At 61.7% G+C, this 17773-nt stretch carries 18 protein-coding genes; 12 read left to right on the forward strand and 6 right to left on the reverse strand.

The features are described from left to right. Positions 1–193, forward strand: a 193-nt coding sequence (locus NV64_RS23840) for an MlaA family lipoprotein (protein ID WP_233208905.1), incomplete at its 5' end; no start/stop codon positions are given. 86 nt (positions 194–279) lie between these two features. Here NV64_RS23840 and NV64_RS02275 read toward each other — a convergent pair. After that, positions 280–525 carry a hypothetical protein gene (locus tag NV64_RS02275; RefSeq protein WP_056239331.1) on the reverse strand — a complete coding sequence of 82 codons (246 nt, stop codon included), beginning with the start codon at positions 523–525 and terminating at the stop codon, positions 280–282. 185 nt (positions 526–710) lie between these two features. After that, on the reverse strand, positions 711–2048 hold the full coding sequence (gene fadL, locus NV64_RS02280) for a long-chain fatty acid transporter FadL (RefSeq protein WP_101505231.1): 1338 nt from the start codon (positions 2046–2048) through the stop codon (positions 711–713). A 373-nt stretch (positions 2049–2421) separates the two neighbouring features. Between fadL and NV64_RS02285 the strand changes: the two genes are divergently transcribed. The 4 genes from NV64_RS02285 to sixA all read left to right on the forward strand — a co-directional run bounded on the left by NV64_RS02285 (position 2422) and on the right by sixA (position 7189). Beyond that, entirely contained in the window at positions 2422–2718 is a 297-nt protein-coding gene (locus NV64_RS02285; RefSeq protein WP_072166426.1) for a DUF406 family protein, read from the forward strand. A 240-nt stretch (positions 2719–2958) separates the two neighbouring features. Then, on the forward strand, positions 2959–4266 hold the full coding sequence (gene fadI, locus NV64_RS02290) for an acetyl-CoA C-acyltransferase FadI (protein ID WP_056239336.1): 1308 nt from the start codon (positions 2959–2961) through the stop codon (positions 4264–4266). Continuing rightward, positions 4266–6539, forward strand: a complete 2274-nt coding sequence (fadJ, locus tag NV64_RS02295) for a fatty acid oxidation complex subunit alpha FadJ (protein WP_101505232.1) — start codon at positions 4266–4268, stop codon at positions 6537–6539. Before fadI ends, fadJ begins: the two co-directional genes overlap by 1 nt. Positions 6540–6709: 170 nt before the next feature. After that, on the forward strand, positions 6710–7189 hold the full coding sequence (sixA, locus tag NV64_RS02300) for a phosphohistidine phosphatase SixA (protein WP_101505233.1): 480 nt from the start codon (positions 6710–6712) through the stop codon (positions 7187–7189). Between the two features lie 261 nt (positions 7190–7450). Here the strand turns inward: sixA and smrB are convergent, their stop codons facing one another. Then, positions 7451–8002 (reverse strand): endonuclease SmrB, encoded by a 552-nt coding sequence (gene smrB / locus NV64_RS02305; RefSeq protein ID WP_056239345.1) that lies wholly within the window; start codon positions 8000–8002, stop codon positions 7451–7453. A 268-nt stretch (positions 8003–8270) separates the two neighbouring features. Between smrB and prmB the strand changes: the two genes are divergently transcribed. The 4 genes from prmB (at position 8271) to NV64_RS02325 (ending at position 12065) form a co-directional block, all read left to right on the forward strand. Then, positions 8271–9203: a 50S ribosomal protein L3 N(5)-glutamine methyltransferase gene (prmB, locus tag NV64_RS02310; protein WP_101505234.1), complete on the forward strand. Its 933-nt coding sequence runs from the start codon at positions 8271–8273 to the stop codon at positions 9201–9203. 30 nt (positions 9204–9233) lie between these two features. After that, positions 9234–10319, forward strand: coding sequence for a chorismate synthase (gene aroC / locus NV64_RS02315; RefSeq protein ID WP_056239351.1), 1086 nt, complete (start codon positions 9234–9236; stop codon positions 10317–10319). 3 nt (positions 10320–10322) lie between these two features. After that, positions 10323–11147: a penicillin-insensitive murein endopeptidase gene (gene mepA, locus NV64_RS02320; protein WP_101505285.1), complete on the forward strand. Its 825-nt coding sequence runs from the start codon at positions 10323–10325 to the stop codon at positions 11145–11147. A 120-nt stretch (positions 11148–11267) separates the two neighbouring features. Next, a complete protein-coding gene (locus NV64_RS02325; RefSeq protein WP_056239354.1) occupies positions 11268–12065 on the forward strand; it encodes a sulfite exporter TauE/SafE family protein in 798 nt (265 codons plus the stop codon). A 479-nt stretch (positions 12066–12544) separates the two neighbouring features. Here the strand turns inward: NV64_RS02325 and NV64_RS02330 are convergent, their stop codons facing one another. Next, the gene (locus NV64_RS02330) at positions 12545–13717 is read right to left on the reverse strand and encodes a Gfo/Idh/MocA family protein (protein WP_101505235.1); all 1173 of its coding nucleotides are present in this window, start codon (positions 13715–13717) and stop codon (positions 12545–12547) included. A gap of 9 nt (positions 13718–13726) precedes the next feature. Then, on the reverse strand, positions 13727–14620 hold the full coding sequence (iolE, locus tag NV64_RS02335; protein WP_101505236.1) for a myo-inosose-2 dehydratase: 894 nt from the start codon (positions 14618–14620) through the stop codon (positions 13727–13729). Between the two features lie 154 nt (positions 14621–14774). Between iolE and NV64_RS02340 the strand changes: the two genes are divergently transcribed. The 3 genes from NV64_RS02340 to NV64_RS02350 all read left to right on the forward strand — a co-directional run bounded on the left by NV64_RS02340 (position 14775) and on the right by NV64_RS02350 (position 16514). Next, complete coding sequence (locus tag NV64_RS02340) at positions 14775–15584, forward strand: helix-turn-helix domain-containing protein (RefSeq protein ID WP_056239361.1); 810 nt, start codon at positions 14775–14777, stop codon at positions 15582–15584. Positions 15585–15653: 69 nt separating this feature from the next. Next, on the forward strand, positions 15654–16199 hold the full coding sequence (locus tag NV64_RS02345; protein WP_056239364.1) for an elongation factor P hydroxylase: 546 nt from the start codon (positions 15654–15656) through the stop codon (positions 16197–16199). A gap of 33 nt (positions 16200–16232) precedes the next feature. Then, positions 16233–16514 (forward strand): YfcL family protein, encoded by a 282-nt coding sequence (locus NV64_RS02350; RefSeq protein WP_056239369.1) that lies wholly within the window; start codon positions 16233–16235, stop codon positions 16512–16514. Positions 16515–16731: 217 nt separating this feature from the next. Here NV64_RS02350 and mnmC read toward each other — a convergent pair. Further along, positions 16732–17773 (reverse strand): FAD-dependent 5-carboxymethylaminomethyl-2-thiouridine(34) oxidoreductase MnmC (gene mnmC / locus NV64_RS23845; RefSeq protein WP_233208906.1); only part of this gene is annotated, 1042 nt, incomplete at its 5' end.

Consider the following 17773-nt stretch of genomic DNA (forward strand, 5'->3'; position numbering starts at 1 on the left):
AGGGGTGGAAACCCGTGCCCAGCTGCTGGACTCCGATGCGTTGCTGAGCAACTCGAAAGATCCGTACGCCTTCGTGCGCGCCGCCTATTTCCAGCATCATGACTTCCTCGCCAGCGACGGCAAGCTGACCCCGCAGACTAACCCGAACGCGGCGGCAATTCAGGACGAACTGAACGACATTGACGCAGAATAACGTGGCTGAATGACGTTAAAAAAGCATCTCAAATGAGATGCTTTTTTTATTGTGCTAATAATTATCCCGTACAGCAGAGCGAATTATTAAGCGGCAGAGTTGCCGAAAAGTCCCTGGAAGAAGCTTTCCACGCCTTCGCTAAATACTTTCACCGGCTGGGTGTGGCGCGCCACATAAGCGTTACTGGTCTCTGTTGGGTTTTTCAGGGTGCCAAACGCCTTTTCGCAGGTATAAGCAAATTTTGAGGTCGTTTCAGTGATGCCAACCAGAAAATCCTTAAACGCACCTGCACCGCTTACCTGTTCAATATCACTCTGGGATAAAACTTTCATTTAACTGCTCCTTGTTAATATCATTCAATTTATCTGTGTGCGCTAATTAGCAGGGTGAAAGTAATGATTGAGGTAATAGCAGTCAAGTGCGCTTCGTGAATATAAAGATTTTACGATAATAAACAGCACTAAAAAAACACCCTGCAAGAGCAGGGCGTCAGATCACGACCGTTTATGAAATGCGATCAGAACTTATAGTTAAAGCTCGCACCATAAAGCAGGGCTTTCCCTTCCGAGTTAAAGGTATAAGGCGTGGCGACCCCGCCGTTCCGCGCAGTGGCGACCGGGTCAGTACCTTCTTCAATGGTGACTTTTTTGCCGTGCATATAGGAAACACCGACGTCGACCGAGGCATTCTGGTTAAAGGCATAAGAGGCACCGGCACTGAGCCACAGACGATCCTGATCCGGGATTGAGATTGAACGTTTGTCCGCCGGTACCGGGCTGTCATCGAAAGCGATACCGGTGCGGAAGGTCCAGTTGTCATCGTAGTAGTAGCTGGTGCCAAGCGCGATGCGGTAAGCGTCGTGATAGCTCTCATCTTTATAGAACAGCTCTTTGCCGTCGTTGCCGGTGGCTCTCAGCTCCCGGAACTGACTCCAGCTGGTATAAGCCATGCTGTAGTGAACCGCCCACTGTGGTGCCACTTTGTGATAACCGGACACTTCCCACATCTCCGGCAGATGCAGCGAGAGGGAGCCGGGAATGGTCGCGCCGCCAGTGCCCGTTGGCAGACCGAACTGTCCGCCAATCGGGTTATAGGCGACCGGGATATCACTGCGGTAGTCACCGTCAAAGTCGATTTTAACTTCAGAGCGATAGGTCAGGCCGAAGCGGTTTTTATCATCCACCTCATACAGCACGCCGGCATTCCAGCCGTAGCCCCATTCATCACCTTTAAGGTGGGCGATCTGCGTGTTCGCGGGAGCCGCAGGCAGCCCTGCTGCCGGCAATACGGCACCCAGCTCACCAATGTTACGCTCGATTTTGGCCCGCGCATAAACCGCATCAAAACCGACGCCGAAGCTGAAGTGCTGGTTCAGGCGGTAGGCGGTGCTCAGGTTAAGGTTCAGGGTCATCAGGTCGGTTTTACCGGCGAACGGGCCGCCGGCGTAGCCGTCGTTAAACTCCGTCGCCAGGCCATAGTTGGTGGTGGATGACGCGCCAATCCACCACTGGTCGTTAATCGGCTGCACGTAGTGAATGTTCGGCACCCACTGGGTCGGGGCGATGTTGTCCGCCTTCAGGCTGTTACCCTGGCCGCTGGTGCCGTCAAGGTTAACATCCGGATCGATAAATACCGCGCCAACCGAGAACATCGGCCGATCCATCAGCGCCATGGTCGCGGGGTTACGGCTGGCGGAGGCGGCGGTATCGCCGACTGCACCTTCGCCGGCATAGGCGCGGCCAAGACCGATGGAGGAGAATTCATTCAGCTGAAAGCCAGCCGCCAGACTGTTAGTTGAAACCAGCGCCACTGCCACTGCCAGCGCAGACTTGGTAAACAGGTTTTTATGGTTCATGACCACAACCCTCATAATTTATTATTGAACGTTGTTACAGACGTAACAAGGAAACATGAATGTCACAGACTGACCCATGCACAACAAATCAGACCAGTTGCCAGAGTATAGGACTGACCCGTACACATGTTGCAATCATGTTTTCGTGTTATTGCTAAAATGATGCAAGAAAAGAGATCTCGCTAACAAAAACTTACAGGTATGTTTTTGGCGGGCACAGTATCACCTGTTTCAGATCAATTAATAGCGTGATTTTCATCATAAAGCGCGCGATCTTCGTTGAATGGCTGGAGCCATTCCCCCCGGCGGGCGTAGACTCAATCGCATCTGAATGCGACGGCCGCCCGCTGGGGGTGGCTAACCGGAGGAACTGATGAGCGATGCCCTGAATGCCTGTACCGCCCGTGAAACGGCGGCCTGTTGTTGTGTCGATGTCGGCACCGTGATCGACAACAGCGACTGTACCGCCAGCTACAGCCAGCACTTCACCTTTCAGTCTGACGCCCGGGCGATGCTGGAATCGCTGAGCGCCCGTGCACAGGCGGTGGCGTCCGACCCCTGCGAAATCACCAGCCGCCTGACGGAGAGCCCGCAGGGCGTGCAGCTGCAGTGCGAATTTACCTTCTGCTGCCAGGCGGAGTCGCTGATTTTCCAGCTCGCCCTGCGTTAATCACCCTGCGGCCAGCCGCACCCTGACCCGGCCGCTGCTCCGTGCAGCGGCGATTAACGTAAAGGGACGACTCTGAAGGTCGGCTTACCGCCGGCTGCCCCGCTCTTTTCACTGCCATAAGCGTGTTTTGTCTCGCATTTTTTCCCTTCTGCCGTGGCACCCATAACGGTTCTGGTTAACACTGATCAGGTCAGACCTCTTTGGCAATGATGCCGGCACCGATGCGAACAGGTGAAAATAATGAGCTCACACCCTTTACTGACCCGACAGGGCGATCGTATCGCCATCACCCACGGGCTGCGCACCCCTTTTGTTCGTCAGGCTACCGCCTTTCACGGCATCCCGGCGCTGGAGCTGGGGCGGATGGTGGTCAGCGAACTGATGGTGCGCAGCGAACTGCCGCCGGAGGCAATTGAACAGCTGGTGTTTGGCCAGGTGGTGCAGATGCCGGAGGCGCCGAACATTGCCCGTGAAATCGTGCTGGCCGCCGGGCTGAGCGTGCATACCGATGCTTACAGCGTCAGCCGCGCCTGCGCCACCAGTTTTCAGGCGGTAGCCAGCCTGGCGGAGAGTATGCTGGCAGGCCAGGTGCAGGCCGGCATTGCCGGCGGGGCGGACTCCACTTCGGTGCTGCCGGTGGGGGTGAGTAAAAACCTGGCGCGGCTGCTGCTGGATCTCAGCCGCGCCCGCTCGCTGGGCGCAAAACTGAAGCTGTTGACGCGGCTGCGCCCCGGTGACCTGCTGCCGGTGCCGCCGGCGGTGGCGGAGTATTCCACCGGCCTGCGGATGGGGGATACCGCCGAACAGATGGCGAAAAGCCACGGCATCAGCCGCGAGCAGCAGGACGCGCTGGCGCACCGCTCGCACCTGCATGCCGCCAGAGCCTGGCAGCAGGGGCTGCTGGACGACGAAGTGATGACCGCGTTCGTGCCGCCCTGGCGCGAGCCTTTTCGCCAGGATAACAACGTCCGCGAGGCCTCAAAGCCGGAGGATTACGCCCGGCTGCGCCCGGCGTTTGACCGGCGGCACGGCACGGTGACCGCCGCCAACAGCACGCCGCTGACCGACGGCGCCGCCGCGGTAGTACTGATGACCGAATCCCGCGCCCGCGAACTGGGGGTGAAGCCGCTTGGCTGGCTGCGCAGCTACGCCTTCACCGCGATTGATGTGCGCCAGGATATGTTGCTGGGGCCGGCCTACGCCTCGCCGCTGGCGCTGGATCGCGCCGGCATCGGCCTGAACGACCTGACGCTGATTGATATGCACGAAGCCTTTGCCGCCCAGACGCTGGCCAACCTCAAGCATTTCGCCGACGAACGCTTTGCCCGCGAGATACTGCGGCGGCCGCACGCGCTCGGTGAGGTGAATATGGAGAAATTTAACGTGCTGGGCGGCTCAATCGCCTACGGCCACCCGTTTGCCGCAACCGGCGCGCGGATGATTACCCAGACGCTGCACGAGCTGCGGCGGCGCGGCGGCGGCCTGGGGCTGGTTACCGCCTGCGCGGCGGGTGGTCTGGGTGCGGCAATGGTTCTGGAGGCGGAATAATGGAACAGAGATCGGCATTTACGCTGCAAATGCGGCTGGATAACGTGGCGGTGATCGTCATTGACGTTCCCGGTGAGAAGGTCAATACGCTGAAGGTTGAGTTTGCCGGGCAGATCCGTGAGGTGCTGCAGCAGGCGTGCGCTAACCCGCAGCTGGCGGGTGTGGTACTGATCTCGGGCAAGCCGGATACCTTTATTGCCGGTGCCGACATTGGCATGATCGCCGCCTGCCGCACGGCAGAACAGGCGCAGGCGCTGGCGCAGCAGGGGCAGCAGGTGATGGCGGAGATTGCGGCGCTGCCGGTGCCGGTGGTGGCGGCGATCCACGGCGCCTGCCTGGGCGGCGGGCTGGAGCTGGCGCTGGCCTGCCACCACAGGGTCTGCACGCTGGAAGATACTACCCGCCTTGGCCTGCCCGAGGTGCAGCTTGGCCTGCTGCCCGGCTCAGGCGGCACTCAGCGCTTACCGCGGCTGATCGGTGCGTCCACCGCGCTGGATCTGATGCTCAGCGGCCGCACGCTGCGCGGGGCGGCGGCGCGTAAATGCGGCCTGGTGGACGACGCTGTGCCGCACGCCATTCTGCTGGAAACGGCGGTGGCGCTGGCGCTGCAGGGGGCTCACACGGGTAAGGCACGGCCGCAGCCACAGCCACAGCCACAGACGGGTGAGGCACCGCCGCAGTCACAGTCACAGTCACAGTCACAGTCACAGTCACAGTCACAGTTAAGGCGACAGTCGAAGCCGCGGCCACGGCCGCTGCGTGAACGCCTGCTGGCCACGCCGCCGGGGCGCGCCGTGCTGTTTACACTGGTGCAGCGCCGGGCGCGGGCCAAAAGCCACGGCCACTATCCGGCGGTGGACAGCATTATCGCCGTGGTGCGCTGCGGGCTGGAGCAGGGCAGCGCGGCCGGTTACGCCGCCGAGGCGCGTGCGTTTGGTGAACTGGCGATGACCCCGCAGTCCGCCGCGCTGCGCGGGCTGTTCTTTGCCAGCACCGCGCTGAAAAAAGAGAGCGGGGCGGGTGCAGAACCCCGCCCGCTGCGCAGCATCGGCGTACTGGGCGGCGGCCTGATGGGCGGCGGTATCGCCTGCGTTACCACCACCCGCGCCGGGCTACCGGTGCGCATCAAAGATCTGCAGCCTGCGGGCGTCGCCCGTGCGCTGAAAACCAGCTGGGACGTGCTCGGCAAGCAGGTGCAGCGCCGCCGCCTCAGCCCCGCACAGCGCCAGCAGCAGATGGCGCTGCTCAGCGGCGGCACCGACTGGCAGGGGTTCAGCCAGCGCGACGTAGTGATTGAAGCGGTGTTCGAAAACCTGGCGCTGAAGCAGCAGATGGTGGCGGAGGTGGAGGCACACTGTGCAGAGACCACCATTTTTGCCTCCAATACCTCCTCGCTGCCAATCACCGATATCGCCCGCCAGGCGCAGCGGCCGGAAAATGTGATCGGCCTGCACTACTTCAGCCCGCCGGAAAAAATGCCGCTGGTCGAGGTGATCCCCCATGCGGGCAGTGCAGACACGACCCTGGCGACGGTGGTGGCGCTGGCGAAAAAACAGGGAAAAACGCCGATTGTGGTGGCCGACCGCGCCGGATTCTACGTTAACCGGATCCTGGCCCCCTATATGCTGGAGGCGCTGCACTGCCTGCTGGAGGGCGAACCGATCGATGCGGTGGACGCCGCGCTGGTGCAGTTTGGCTTTCCGGTCGGTCCGTTCCAGCTGCTGGATGAGGTGGGCATCGATATCGCCAGCCATATGATGCCGGTGCTGCAGCAGGCCTGGGGAGATCGTTTCGCGCTGCCGGCGGCGATGGCGGCGCTGCAGAAGGATGACCGCAAAGGGCGCAAAAACGGGCGAGGTTTCTACCTGTACGGCCAGCGCTGGCCGCGTGGCAGGCGGCCGGATCCGGCCATTTACCGGTTGCTGGCCGTTACGCCAAAAAGTTGTCTCAGCGCACAAGATCTGGCAGAACGCTGTGTCATGATGCTGTTAAATGAGGCGGTACGCACGCTGGATGAAGCGGTGATCCGCTCCGCGCGCGACGGCGATATCGGTGCGGTGTTTGGCATCGGTTTCCCGCCGTTTCTCGGCGGTCCGTTCCGCTATATCGACCAGTTGGGCGCAGCAACGGTGGTCAGCCGGCTTGAACAGCTGGCCGGTCGTTACGGGCCGCGTTTCGCCCCCTGTGAACGGCTGAAAAAAATGATGGAAGCGCGGGAAAGCTTCTTATCACCGCCGGTTACGCTGGCGGATGACGCCGGGGCAGCGGGTTAATCTGGCCAGGCAGCAGGAGTGAGCGGGGCGTTTTTTCGGCCATCGTTCACTAAGTAAACAATCGGTTGACTATACTCAAGCCATTGGGGTACAACACACCGTTCATTCAATGAATGAAGAGTCGGGTGGCGTTGTCCCCCGGCGTTTTTGTTTAACAACAGCGGTGCTCTATGCAAGTTTTCATAATGCGTCACGGCGATGCGGCTCTGGATGCAGCCAGTGATTCTGTCCGACCTCTGACCCACTGCGGCAGTAACGAAACGCGCCAGATGGCAGCCTGGCTGCACGGCCAGTCGGTGACGATTGAACGGGTGATGGTCAGCCCGTATCTGCGCGCGCGGCAAACGCTGAACGCGGTGCGCGAAGCGCTACCGCTGCCGGCGGGGGAAGGTGTGCTGCCGGAACTCACGCCGGGTGGCGATCCGAAATCGGTCGGTGGCTATCTGCAGATGCTGGCAGATCAGGGAGTAAAATCGGTGCTGGTGATCTCACACCTGCCGCTGGTCGGCTACCTGGTGGCGGAGCTCTGCCCGCAGGAGTCGCCGCCGATGTTTGCCACCTCGGCCATCGCCCGCGTCGATCTCGACGCCAGCGGCCACGGCACCCTGCAGTGGCAGGTCAGCCCGGCCAAACTGGCGAAGGCGATGTAATCCCCGGCAGGCGGCCCGCTAAACCCGGGCCGCTCGCTGTCAGTGGCACGACTCCCCCCGACGACGTAAACTCCCTGTCCGACTGTCCGACTGTCCGACTGTCCGACTGTCCGGCTGTCCGGCTGTCCGGCTGTCCGGCTGTCCGAATGTCCGAATGTCCGACTACTTTCGTCGGCCTGTACCCTACGACGGCAAAGCAACGGCTTCAGCCATCATCGGCTTCTCAACAGATACGTCTGGCTGTGGTCAGGTGCATATCGCTCAGGGCAGGATCGGCGGCTGCCACTCTTCCACCTCAATCAGCACCAGCAGCGCGGCATCGCCGCCGAACAGTTTTGGCGCCTGGTGAAAGCACATCACCCACGGATGCTGCGCCAGCCACAGCGGCGTCTGCTGTTTGAGGATATGTTTGCCGTGGCCGTGCATCACGCTGGCGCAAAAGATGTGCTCGCGGCGACATGCGGCGATCAGCGCACCCAGCTCCTGCTTGGCCTGCTTCTGCGTCAGCCCGTGCAGATCGAGAAAAATCTCCGGCGAATAGTCGCCGCGCCGCAGCTTTTTCAGCTCATAATGGCTGACGTCGCTGCGCACGTAGCGCACCGCACCCTCGGCGGGCAGCAGCGGCTGAAACTCATCGGAGAAATAGTGGCTGGCGTCCATCTGCTCGGACAACAGCCGCTTTTGCGGCAGCTCGCGCGCTTTCTTACGCTCGGGCGGATGGACGATAGTGTCCTGGTGGATTTTGCGCGTGCCGGTCATCAGCCCGCGAAAAAGCGCCTGGTCTTCAACGCTTAGCTTCTCTTTTTTATTCATTTTTCAGTCACTGCTCTCTCAGCCTGCTGCGTAACGGTGTCCCGGCAGGTCGTCGTCATCTCATATTCCTGGCGGTAGTCTACCTGTTCCCGCCCTCAGGCTTAAGTAAATCTCCGCGTTGTTCCCCAACAAATCCCGGTTCCCGCGCCACCAGCCTGCCGTTCTTTCTCTAATAATTCTCAGCTTTTTCGCCACCTCGCGCTGAATTCTCTGCCGCTTCATGGCAAACTAGCGCCCGGGTTTAACAGTACGGCCTGCGGAGGGCACTATGGACAAAATTTTCGTCGATGAGGCAGTCAGTGAACTGCACACTATTCAGGATATGTTGCGCTGGTCGGTCAGCCGCTTTTCTGCTGCTGAAATCTGGTTCGGCCACGGCACCGACAATCCCTGGGACGAAGCCGTTCAGCTGGTGCTGCCAACGCTCTACCTGCCGCTGGATATTCCGGAGCAGATGTACCGTGCGCGGCTGACCTCCAGCGAGCGTCAGCGCATCGTTGAACGGGTGAGCCGTCGCGTTAACGACCGCATCCCGGTGGCCTATCTGACCAACAAAGCCTGGTTCTGCGGCCACGAATTCTACGTCGATGAACGCGTGCTGGTGCCGCGTTCGCCGATCGGTGAGCTGATTAACGGCCAGTTTGCCGGCATCATCAGCGGCCAGCCGCAGCACATTCTGGATATGTGTACCGGCAGCGGCTGCATCGCCATCGCCTGCGCTTACGCCTTCCCGGAAGCCGAAGTGGACGCGGTGGATATCTCCACCGACGCGCTGGCGATTACCGAGCAGAACATCGCCGCCCACGGGCTGGATCATCAGGTGACGCCGATCCGTGCCGACCTGTTCCGCGAACTGCCGAAAACCCAGTACGACCTGATCGTCACCAATCCCCCGTACGTTGATGCGGAAGATATGGACGACCTGCCGGACGAGTTCCGCCACGAGCCGGAGCTGGGCCTGGCGGCGGGCAGCGACGGCCTGAAGCTGGTACGGCGTATCCTGGCCTGTGCGCCGGATTACCTCACCGCAGAAGGCGTGCTGGTGTGCGAAGTGGGCAACAGCATGGTGCATATGATCGACCAGTATCCGGACGTGCCTTTCACCTGGCTGGAGTTTGAAAACGGCGGCGACGGCGTATTTATGCTGACCCGCGATCAGATCGTGGCGGCGCAGCACCACTTCAAAATCTACAAAGATTAATTAAAAACACCGATTGAGTGAGGAGCCAGTATGGCGGGTAATACGATAGGACAAGTATTTCGGGTCACGACGTTTGGCGAGTCGCACGGCATCGCCCTTGGCTGCATTGTTGACGGGGTGCCGCCGGGCATTCCGCTGACCGAAGCCGATCTGCAGCACGATCTCGACCGCCGCCGCCCGGGCACCTCACGCTACACCACCCAGCGCCGCGAGCCGGACCAGGTGAAGATCCTCTCCGGCGTGTTTGAAGGTAAAACCACCGGTACCAGCATCGGCCTGCTGATTGAGAACACCGATCAGCGTTCGCAGGACTACGGCGCAATCAAAGATCTGTACCGCCCCGGCCACGCCGATTATACCTACGACCAGAAGTACGGCTTCCGCGACTACCGCGGCGGCGGCCGCTCGTCGGCGCGGGAAACGGCGATGCGCGTCGCGGCGGGGGCCATTGCCAAGAAGTACCTTGAGATGAAACACGGCATCGTGGTGCGCGGCTATCTGGCGCAGATCGGTGACGTGGCCTGCGAGCTGAAAGACTGGTCGCAGGTCGAGCAGAATCCGTTCTTCTGCCCGGACCCGGATAAGCTGGAAGCGCTGGATGAGCTGATGCGCGGCCTGAAGAAAGAGGGCGATTCGATCGGTGCGAAAGTGACGGTAATGGCAGAAAACGTGCCGGCCGGCCTGGGCGAACCGGTGTTTGACCGGCTGGACGCTGACCTGGCGCACGCGCTGATGAGCATCAACGCGGTGAAAGGCATTGAGATCGGCGACGGCTTTGCCGTGGTCAGCCAGCGCGGCAGCGAGCACCGCGATGAAATTCGTGCCGACGGCTTCCAGAGCAACCACGCCGGCGGCATCCTTGGCGGCATCAGCAGCGGTCAGGCGATTATCGCTAACCTGGCGATGAAACCGACCTCCAGCATTACCGTGCCGGGCAAAACGCTGACCCGCAGCGGCGAAGAGGTGGAGATGATCACCAAAGGCCGTCACGATCCCTGCGTCGGCATCCGCGCGGTGCCGATCGCCGAAGCGATGATGGCGATCGTGCTGATGGATCACCTGCTGCGCCACCGTGCGCAGAATGCCGACGTCACCACCGATTATCCACGCTGGTAAATGATGAAAAACACGCTGATCGCCCTGACCGCGCTGCTGGCGGCGACGCTGGCGCAGGCCGCCACCCCGTGGCAGAGCATTCACCAGCCGATCGCCGGCGCGCCGCAGGCGATCGGCGCGTTTTCCAACGGCTGTATCGTTGGCGCGCAGCCGCTGCCGCTGGAGGCACCGGGTTACCAGGTTATGCGTACCGACCAGCGCCGCTACTTCGGCCACCCGGACCTGATCGCCTTTATTCAGCGGCTCAGCGGCCAGACCGCGCAGCGCGGGCTGGGCGAAGTGCTGGTCGGTGATATGGGCATGGCGGCCGGCGGGCGCTTCAGCAGCGGCCACGCCAGCCACCAGTCGGGGCTGGACGTTGATATCTGGTTGCAGCTGCCGAAACAGCGCTGGACGCAGCAGATGCTGCTGAAGCCGCAGCCGCTGGATCTGGTGGCCGCAGACGGTAAAAGCGTGGTGGCGCGCCACTGGCGGCCGGAGATCGACAGCCTGATTAAGCTGGCGGCGAAGGACAATGAGGTGACGCGCATCTTCGTGAATCCGGCGATTAAAAAGCAGCTGTGTGCCGACGCCGGTGCCGACCGCGACTGGCTGCGTAAGGTGCGGCCGTGGTTCCAGCACCGCGCGCATATGCACGTGCGCCTGCGCTGCCCGGCGGGCAGCCTGCAGTGCGAAGACCAGCTGCTGCCGCCGGGCGGTGACGGCTGCGGTGCCGAGCTCGACAGCTGGTTCCTGCCGCCGAAACCGGGCAGTACGCCGCCGGTTAAGCGCGAACCGCCGCCGCTGCCTGCCGCCTGCCAGGCGCTGCTGGATAAACATCTGCTGTAGTTCACTTGAAACGGATCCGGCCAGCCTGTGCCGCTCCTGTAAACCTGCTGTTCAATGGCTTTGCTGCGACCGGTGTGATCCTGCGCCGCGACAGCATCGCTTTTATGGTTAAGGATCTCTATGGAATGGATTAGCGTTGCCCCGTGGTTGCTGGGCGTGCTGTTTCTGGTGGCGCTGCTGGCCGGGTTTATTGACTCAATCGCCGGCGGCGGCGGGCTGTTGACCGTGCCGGCGCTGCTGGCCGCCGGTCTGTCACCGGCGCAGGCGCTGGCGACCAACAAGCTGCAGTCGGTGGGCGGTTCGTTCTCCGCCAGCCTGTACTTTATTCGTATGAAGGCGGTGAATCTGCGCGAGCAGAAGCTGAATATCGCCATGACCTTTATCGGCTCGCTGGCCGGTGCGCTGCTGGTGCAGCACGTGAAGGGCGATATTCTGCGTCAGCTGCTGCCGCTGCTGGTGATCGCCATCGGCCTCTATTTCCTGCTGATGCCGAAGATCGGTGAAGAGGATCGCCAGCGTCGCCTGCACGGGCTGCCGTTTGCGCTGGTGGCCGGGGGCTGCGTGGGTTTTTACGACGGCTTCTTTGGCCCCGGTGCGGGCTCTTTTTACGCGCTGGCGTTTGTTACCCTGTGCGGCTATAACCTCGCTAAATCCACCGCCCACGCCAAGGTGCTGAACTTTACCTCTAACCTCGGCGGGCTGTTGCTGTTTATTATCGGTGGCAAGGTGGTGTGGGTTGTCGGGCTGGTGATGATGGCGGGGCAGGTGTTAGGTGCGCGGCTCGGCGCGAAGATGGTGCTGAGCAGAGGACAGAGACTGATCCGCCCGATGATCGTTATCGTTTCGGCGGTGATGAGCGCCAAACTGCTGTACGACAGCCACGGTGCGGAAATCGCCGCGTGGTTCCACGCGCTGTAATCAGATACGAAGTCGCTAAAAGCTAAAAGCATTGTCTGCTGGAACACCGCATCCGGCTTCGGGGAGCCTGTACACTCCGCAAAGACGCAAAAAACGTCATCCCTGACAGCTCAGCGCGGGCCATCCCTGGCCCGCGATGCTTTGCTCCGTGTACAGGCTCCCCTCGCTTTACGTTTTGAGTCGTCTGGCCGAAAACACTGTATCCGGCGTCGAAGGGCTGTGCTTTCCTCAAGGACGCAAAAGGCATTGTCTGCATGAGACGTCTGTAAGAGCTGCTACAGGATCACTATCCGGACCGAGTTAAGGCAGCGACGTCAGAAATTTCGGGCAATCGGGTCTTTCCGGATAAGCGGACCGTCAGCGGCCAGGGACGGCCGCTGCCGAGCGCACACGGACGTGTTCATAGCGTGTCCGCGTTCCGGAAAGACCCGATAAGCCGGGCACCGGGATCTGCAGCGACTTCTGTCAGCGATACCGAGCTAGCCTTTAGTCACGTTCACCCAGCGGCGCTGTTCCATTGAGTCTTCAATCGCCTGCAGAATGCGCTGATTCTCCCAGCCGAAGGCGAAGTTCGGGTAGCAGTCTTCGTCGCGGCAGATCCCCTGCACCAGGTCATGGACCTCCAGCACCTTGACGTCGAAGTAGCCTAAGCCACCTCCGCCAAAGTCGAAGCCGAAGAACGCTGAGTAAGCGGGGATCTGGCTGCCGGCGTAGAGCGTTTTAAAGCCGCGATCGCGTTTGTCGTCGTTGAAACGGAACACCTGCAGCTCATTAAAGCGCTCGCCGTCCATATACAGGGTGCCTTCGGTGCCGGAGACCTCCCAGTAGACGCCGAAAATGCGGCCGGCGGCGATGCGTGAGGACTCAATCACCCCGGCGGCACCGCTGTCAAAGGTCACCAGGCACTGCATCTGGTCGTCGTTTTCTACCGTACGGCGTTCGGCGTTGGCCTCGACCTTGCTGGCGTAGCCGCTGTCCACACCCGGTACCGGGCGGGTTTTCAGATGGGTCTGGCCGCTGGCGCACACTTCACTGACGCCGCCCATCAGGTACTGTGCTACCGACAGGGTATGCGCGCCAAGGTCGCCCAGCGAGCCGGAACCGGCCAGCTCTTTTGAACAGCGCCACGACCACGGCAGCTCCGGATCGTTATAGAAGCCCTGATCGAAGGTGCCACGGAAGCGCACCGGGGTGCCGATCTCGCCGCGTTCGATCAGCTGCCGGGCCAGCTGTGCCGCCGGGGTTTTGATATTGTTAAAGGCGACCATGGTTTTCACCCCTGCGCGGCGCGCCGCTTCCGCCATCTCGCGCGCCTGCGGCTCGGTTACCGCCAGCGGTTTTTCGCAGTAAACGTGTTTACCGGCGGCGATCGCCTCCAGCGCCATCTGATGATGCAGATGATTGGGGGAGGTGATATCAATCACGTCGATATTCGGATCCTGCAGCATCTCGCGCCAGTCACCGAAGGCGTGCAGCGCGCCAAAGCGGCGGGCGGCCTGGTCGGCCATTGCCTGGTTCTGGTCGGCAATCGCGTACAGCACCGGCGTTTTTGGCAGGTTCGGGTAGAGCAGGGCGGCACGGCGGATGGCGTCAGCGTGGGCCTGGCCCATAAAACCGGAGCCGATCAGGCCAATATTCAGAGCGTCAGACATGGTGGTTCCTTAGAGGGAAAACAGGCGATTAACGTGATTGAAGGCGCGGGTAACGGTTGGGACCGGCGGTGCGACCTGCGGGTCCTGTTCCGCTTCGACGATCAGCCAGCCCTGATAGCCGCTCTGGTTAACGAAATTGACCACCGGCTGGTAGTCGATCCAGCCGTCACCCGGCACGGTAAACATGCCGCCGCGTACCCCCTGGTTAAAGCTTTCATCACTGGCGTAGACCTGCGCCAGCCGCTCGCGGCGGATATCCTTCAGGTGAATATGGCAGATGCGGCTGCCGAACTGGTCGATCAGCGCCGACAGATCGCTGCCCGCGGCGACGGCGTGGCCGGTATCCAGCAGCATGCCGACGTCGGCGGTGGTGGCCGAGAAGAAACGCTCGATCTCATCCTGGCGCTCAACCAGCATCATCAGATGGTGGTGATAGGCCAGCCGCAGGCCGTACTCCTGATACAGCGCCGAGGAGAAGCGGCTCATGCGCTGCGCGTAGCCGTCGAAGTCGATGGCGCTGAGCTTCGGTGAATGCGAGATACCGATATCCAGCGGCGTGTCGCCCGGCATGCCGCCGCATTCGCCGTAGACCATCACCCGGCAGCCCAGCCCGCTGAGCAGCCGGGCGTGGGCGGCGACGTTGTGCAGCTCCTGCTCCACGCTGATATCGGCCAGCGTGCCGGAGAACCAGCCCGAGGCCAGTGACAGCCCGCTCTGCGCCAGCAGCGGCTGCAGATTTTCGATTTCACGTGGGAATTTTCGGCCCAGCTCAATGCCCTGATAGCCGACGGCGGCGGCCTCCTGCATGCACTGCAGGGCAGAAACGTTATCCCCCAGATCTTCCAGCACATCGTTGGTCCAGGCCAGCGGGCTGACGCCGAGGCGGATACTGGCATTTGCCATCTTTTTACTCCTGTCTGAAATCAAAGTTTGATCTGCATCGCAGATTCGATTACTGCCTGCAAAATCCGTTGGTGTCCGCCGCTATCCGGCTGAAGATGGGAGAAAAGATAGCCTGCCAGCCCTTCACGGGTACATGCCTGTAGTCAGGAAGAAAATGTCTGAAATCACACTTAATCCGCAACCCGGCGAGGGATGGTTCGGCCTGTCGCGTTATGCCAGCGGAGAGACGCTCGGGCCGCGTACTCAGCGCGGCGTGCAGTTTATTGCGCTGCTTAGCGGCAGCGTCACCATTGAGGCCGGCAGCCGGGTCCTGCACCTGGTGCCCGGCACGCTGGCGCTGCTGCTGCCGGGGGAACGCGAGTTCTTTCGTTTTGATGCGGTGGTGGCGAGCGAGCATATCTGGTGCCAGCTGGATTTTACCGTGCCCCCGGAGGGAATTGCCGCCCAGCTGGCCGCGCTGCCGCAGACCATCGCCGTGGATAACCAGGTGGAACAGTTGATGGAGCTGGGCATGAGCCTGACCGCGCGGCGCAGCGGCTCGCCCAGGGTGCTGCTGTCGCTGGCCGAAACGCTGCTGTGGTACTACGCCTCCTGCGCTGAACGTCCGCAGGAGGAAGCCGCACAAACCATGCCCAAAAGCGTGCGTGAAGCCTGTAAATATATCGCCATGCGCTATCAGCACCCGCTGGCGCTGGAAGATATTGCCGCCCGCGCCCACTGCTCGGTTAACCACCTGATCGCGCTGTTCCGCCAGCATCTGCAGCTGACCCCGGCGCGCTACCTGCGTGACGTGCGCCTGCGCCATGCGGAACGGCTGCTGACCCGCAGCAGCCTGCCGGTGGCGCTGGTGGCCGAACAGTGCGGATTTGTTTCACCTTTCCACTTCTCGCGGGCGTTTAAGGCGCAGTTTGGCCTGCCTCCGCTGGCGTTTCGCCAGCAGTCGCAGCCGCTTCGGCGGGGATGAGAATAGTTCTCGAAACTCAGCACGCATAATGCGACAATTGCGCGTTTTTTTACTTTGGCGAACGATGCAATGAGTACGCAACATCACTATTCGCAGCTGATTGAGCTGTTTGACGGCTGCTTCCTCGACGACTTCAATACCCGCCTGATTAAGGGCGATGACGAGCCGATTTATCTGCCGGCTGACGAGACATCACCCTGCAACCGGGTGGTATTTGCTCACGGCTATTACGCCAGCGGCCTGCATGAGATCTCCCACTGGTGCATCGCCGGTGCCGAACGCCGCAAGCTGGTGGATTTTGGCTACTGGTACTGCCCGGACGGCCGCGATGCCGAAACGCAGAATAAGTTTGAATCGGCCGAAATCAAGCCGCAGGCGCTGGAGTGGCTGTTTTCAGTTGCGGCAGGCTTTCCGTTCAACGTAAGCTGTGACAATCTCGAAGGGGATTGTGAGCCGGATCGCATTGCGTTTCAGCGCAAGGTTCACGCTCAGGTGATGGCGTATCTGGATAACGGCATTCCTGCCCGTCCGGCGCGGCTGATTGCCGCGCTGCGCGATTTTTACTCTACCCCCCCGCTGACGGCGGCACAGTTTCCCTGGCCGGAAGATCTGTAACCGGCGGGGCGCACTGCTTAACTAAGGAACGTTATGATCGACGAATTTGAGTCGCGTATTCTTGGCCTGATTGACGATATGGTCGAACACGCCAGCGACGACGAGCTGTTTGCCGGCGGCTACCTGCGCGGGCACCTGACGCTGGCGGTCGCCGAAGTGGAGCTGAGCGGCGACCACAGCCGCGAGGCGCTGACCGCTCAGGTACAGCAGAGCCTGGAAAAAGCTATCCAGGCCGGTGAACTGTCACCGCGTGACCAGGTGCTGGTGCGCGGCATGTGGCAGAAGCTGTTTGAGCAGGCGACGCAGGAGGCCTGATCGCAGCGGCCGAAGCGCTGATTCAGCCGCTGGCAATAAACAGGGCGCAGTCACGATGATTGTGCCCTGTTGCGTTTCTGCGGGCCAGCGCCATCCGGCCGCAGGCCATCACTGTGTGAACCTCAATAGTCTTGTCATCAGCGCCGATCGGCGGCACTAGTCTGTCACGCGGTAAAACGTGCCCTGCCAGGCAGGCAGAGCATTCCGTTCTCCACCCTTAGCTTTCCGTCGTCACCGGCCTGCCTTTCAGCAACTTACGCACCCAGTAGCGGTTCGGGCTGGTGGCGGCCAGCGTGGCGCCGTCCAGCGGGATCGGCTCACCGCACATCTGCGCGGCCAGCACCTCGGCGGCCAGCGGCCCGCTGCACAGCCCGCGTGACCCCAGCGCACCGAGCACAAAGGCCCCTGCGTGCACCGGTGCGCTGGCGGCATTTTCCTGCTGCTGCGCCAGCCCGGCGTACTGTTCCAGCAGCTGCGGATAGTCGGGCAATGCGCCGATCAGCGGCAGGTGATCGCGGCTGGCGCAGCGTACCCCGCCGCGCGACGATCCTTCGCTGACATCAATATCCCCCGGCCAGCCAGCATCCGGCAGGCAGCGCATCAGACGCGCGCGGTTCTCCTGCTGATCGCTTTCCCGGTAGCCGGTGTCGGTTTCGCCACGGCGGTAGCTGGCGCCGATGCAGTGCTGCTGATACTGCGGGCTGACCGGCGTCAGGTAGCCGTCGTAGCACAGTACCTGCCGCAGCGCACCGAGTGACGGGCTGGTCGGCACATGGCTTACCTGCCCGGCCACCGGATTCGCGGGCAGCAGCTCGCTCTGGCTGAAGCCGGTCAGCCGGTGGCCGGTGCACAGCACCAGGTTCTGATGGCGGGCGGCGGGTTGTTCACGGAAGTTCAACAGCCACTCATCCTGCTCCCGCTGCATGTCAATAAGCTCATGCTGCCAGCGCAGCTGCAGCCCGCCCCGTTCAGCCTTCAGCAGCAGTTCACGGGTCAGTTCGGCTGGCGAGAGCCAGCCGCCAAGCGGGTAGGTAATACCACCACAGCCGGTGACCACGCCGCACAGCGCTTCTGCCTCCGTCGTATCGACCGCGCGGGCCAGTTCGGCGGGCAGCCCCATCAGCAGCATCCTGTCGATTTTCGCCTGGCTTTTCTCATTCCACCCCAGCTGGGTGACGCCGCACCAGTCGTGTTCAAAGGTTACGCCCTGCTGGTCATAGTAGTGGCGGGCGAAGACAAACGCGGCGGGGAACAGCCGC

Origin of the sequence: Erwinia sp. B116, assembly GCF_002865965.1 — a bacterium.
In the GTDB taxonomy this organism is placed as follows: Bacteria; Pseudomonadota; Gammaproteobacteria; order Enterobacterales; family Enterobacteriaceae; genus Erwinia.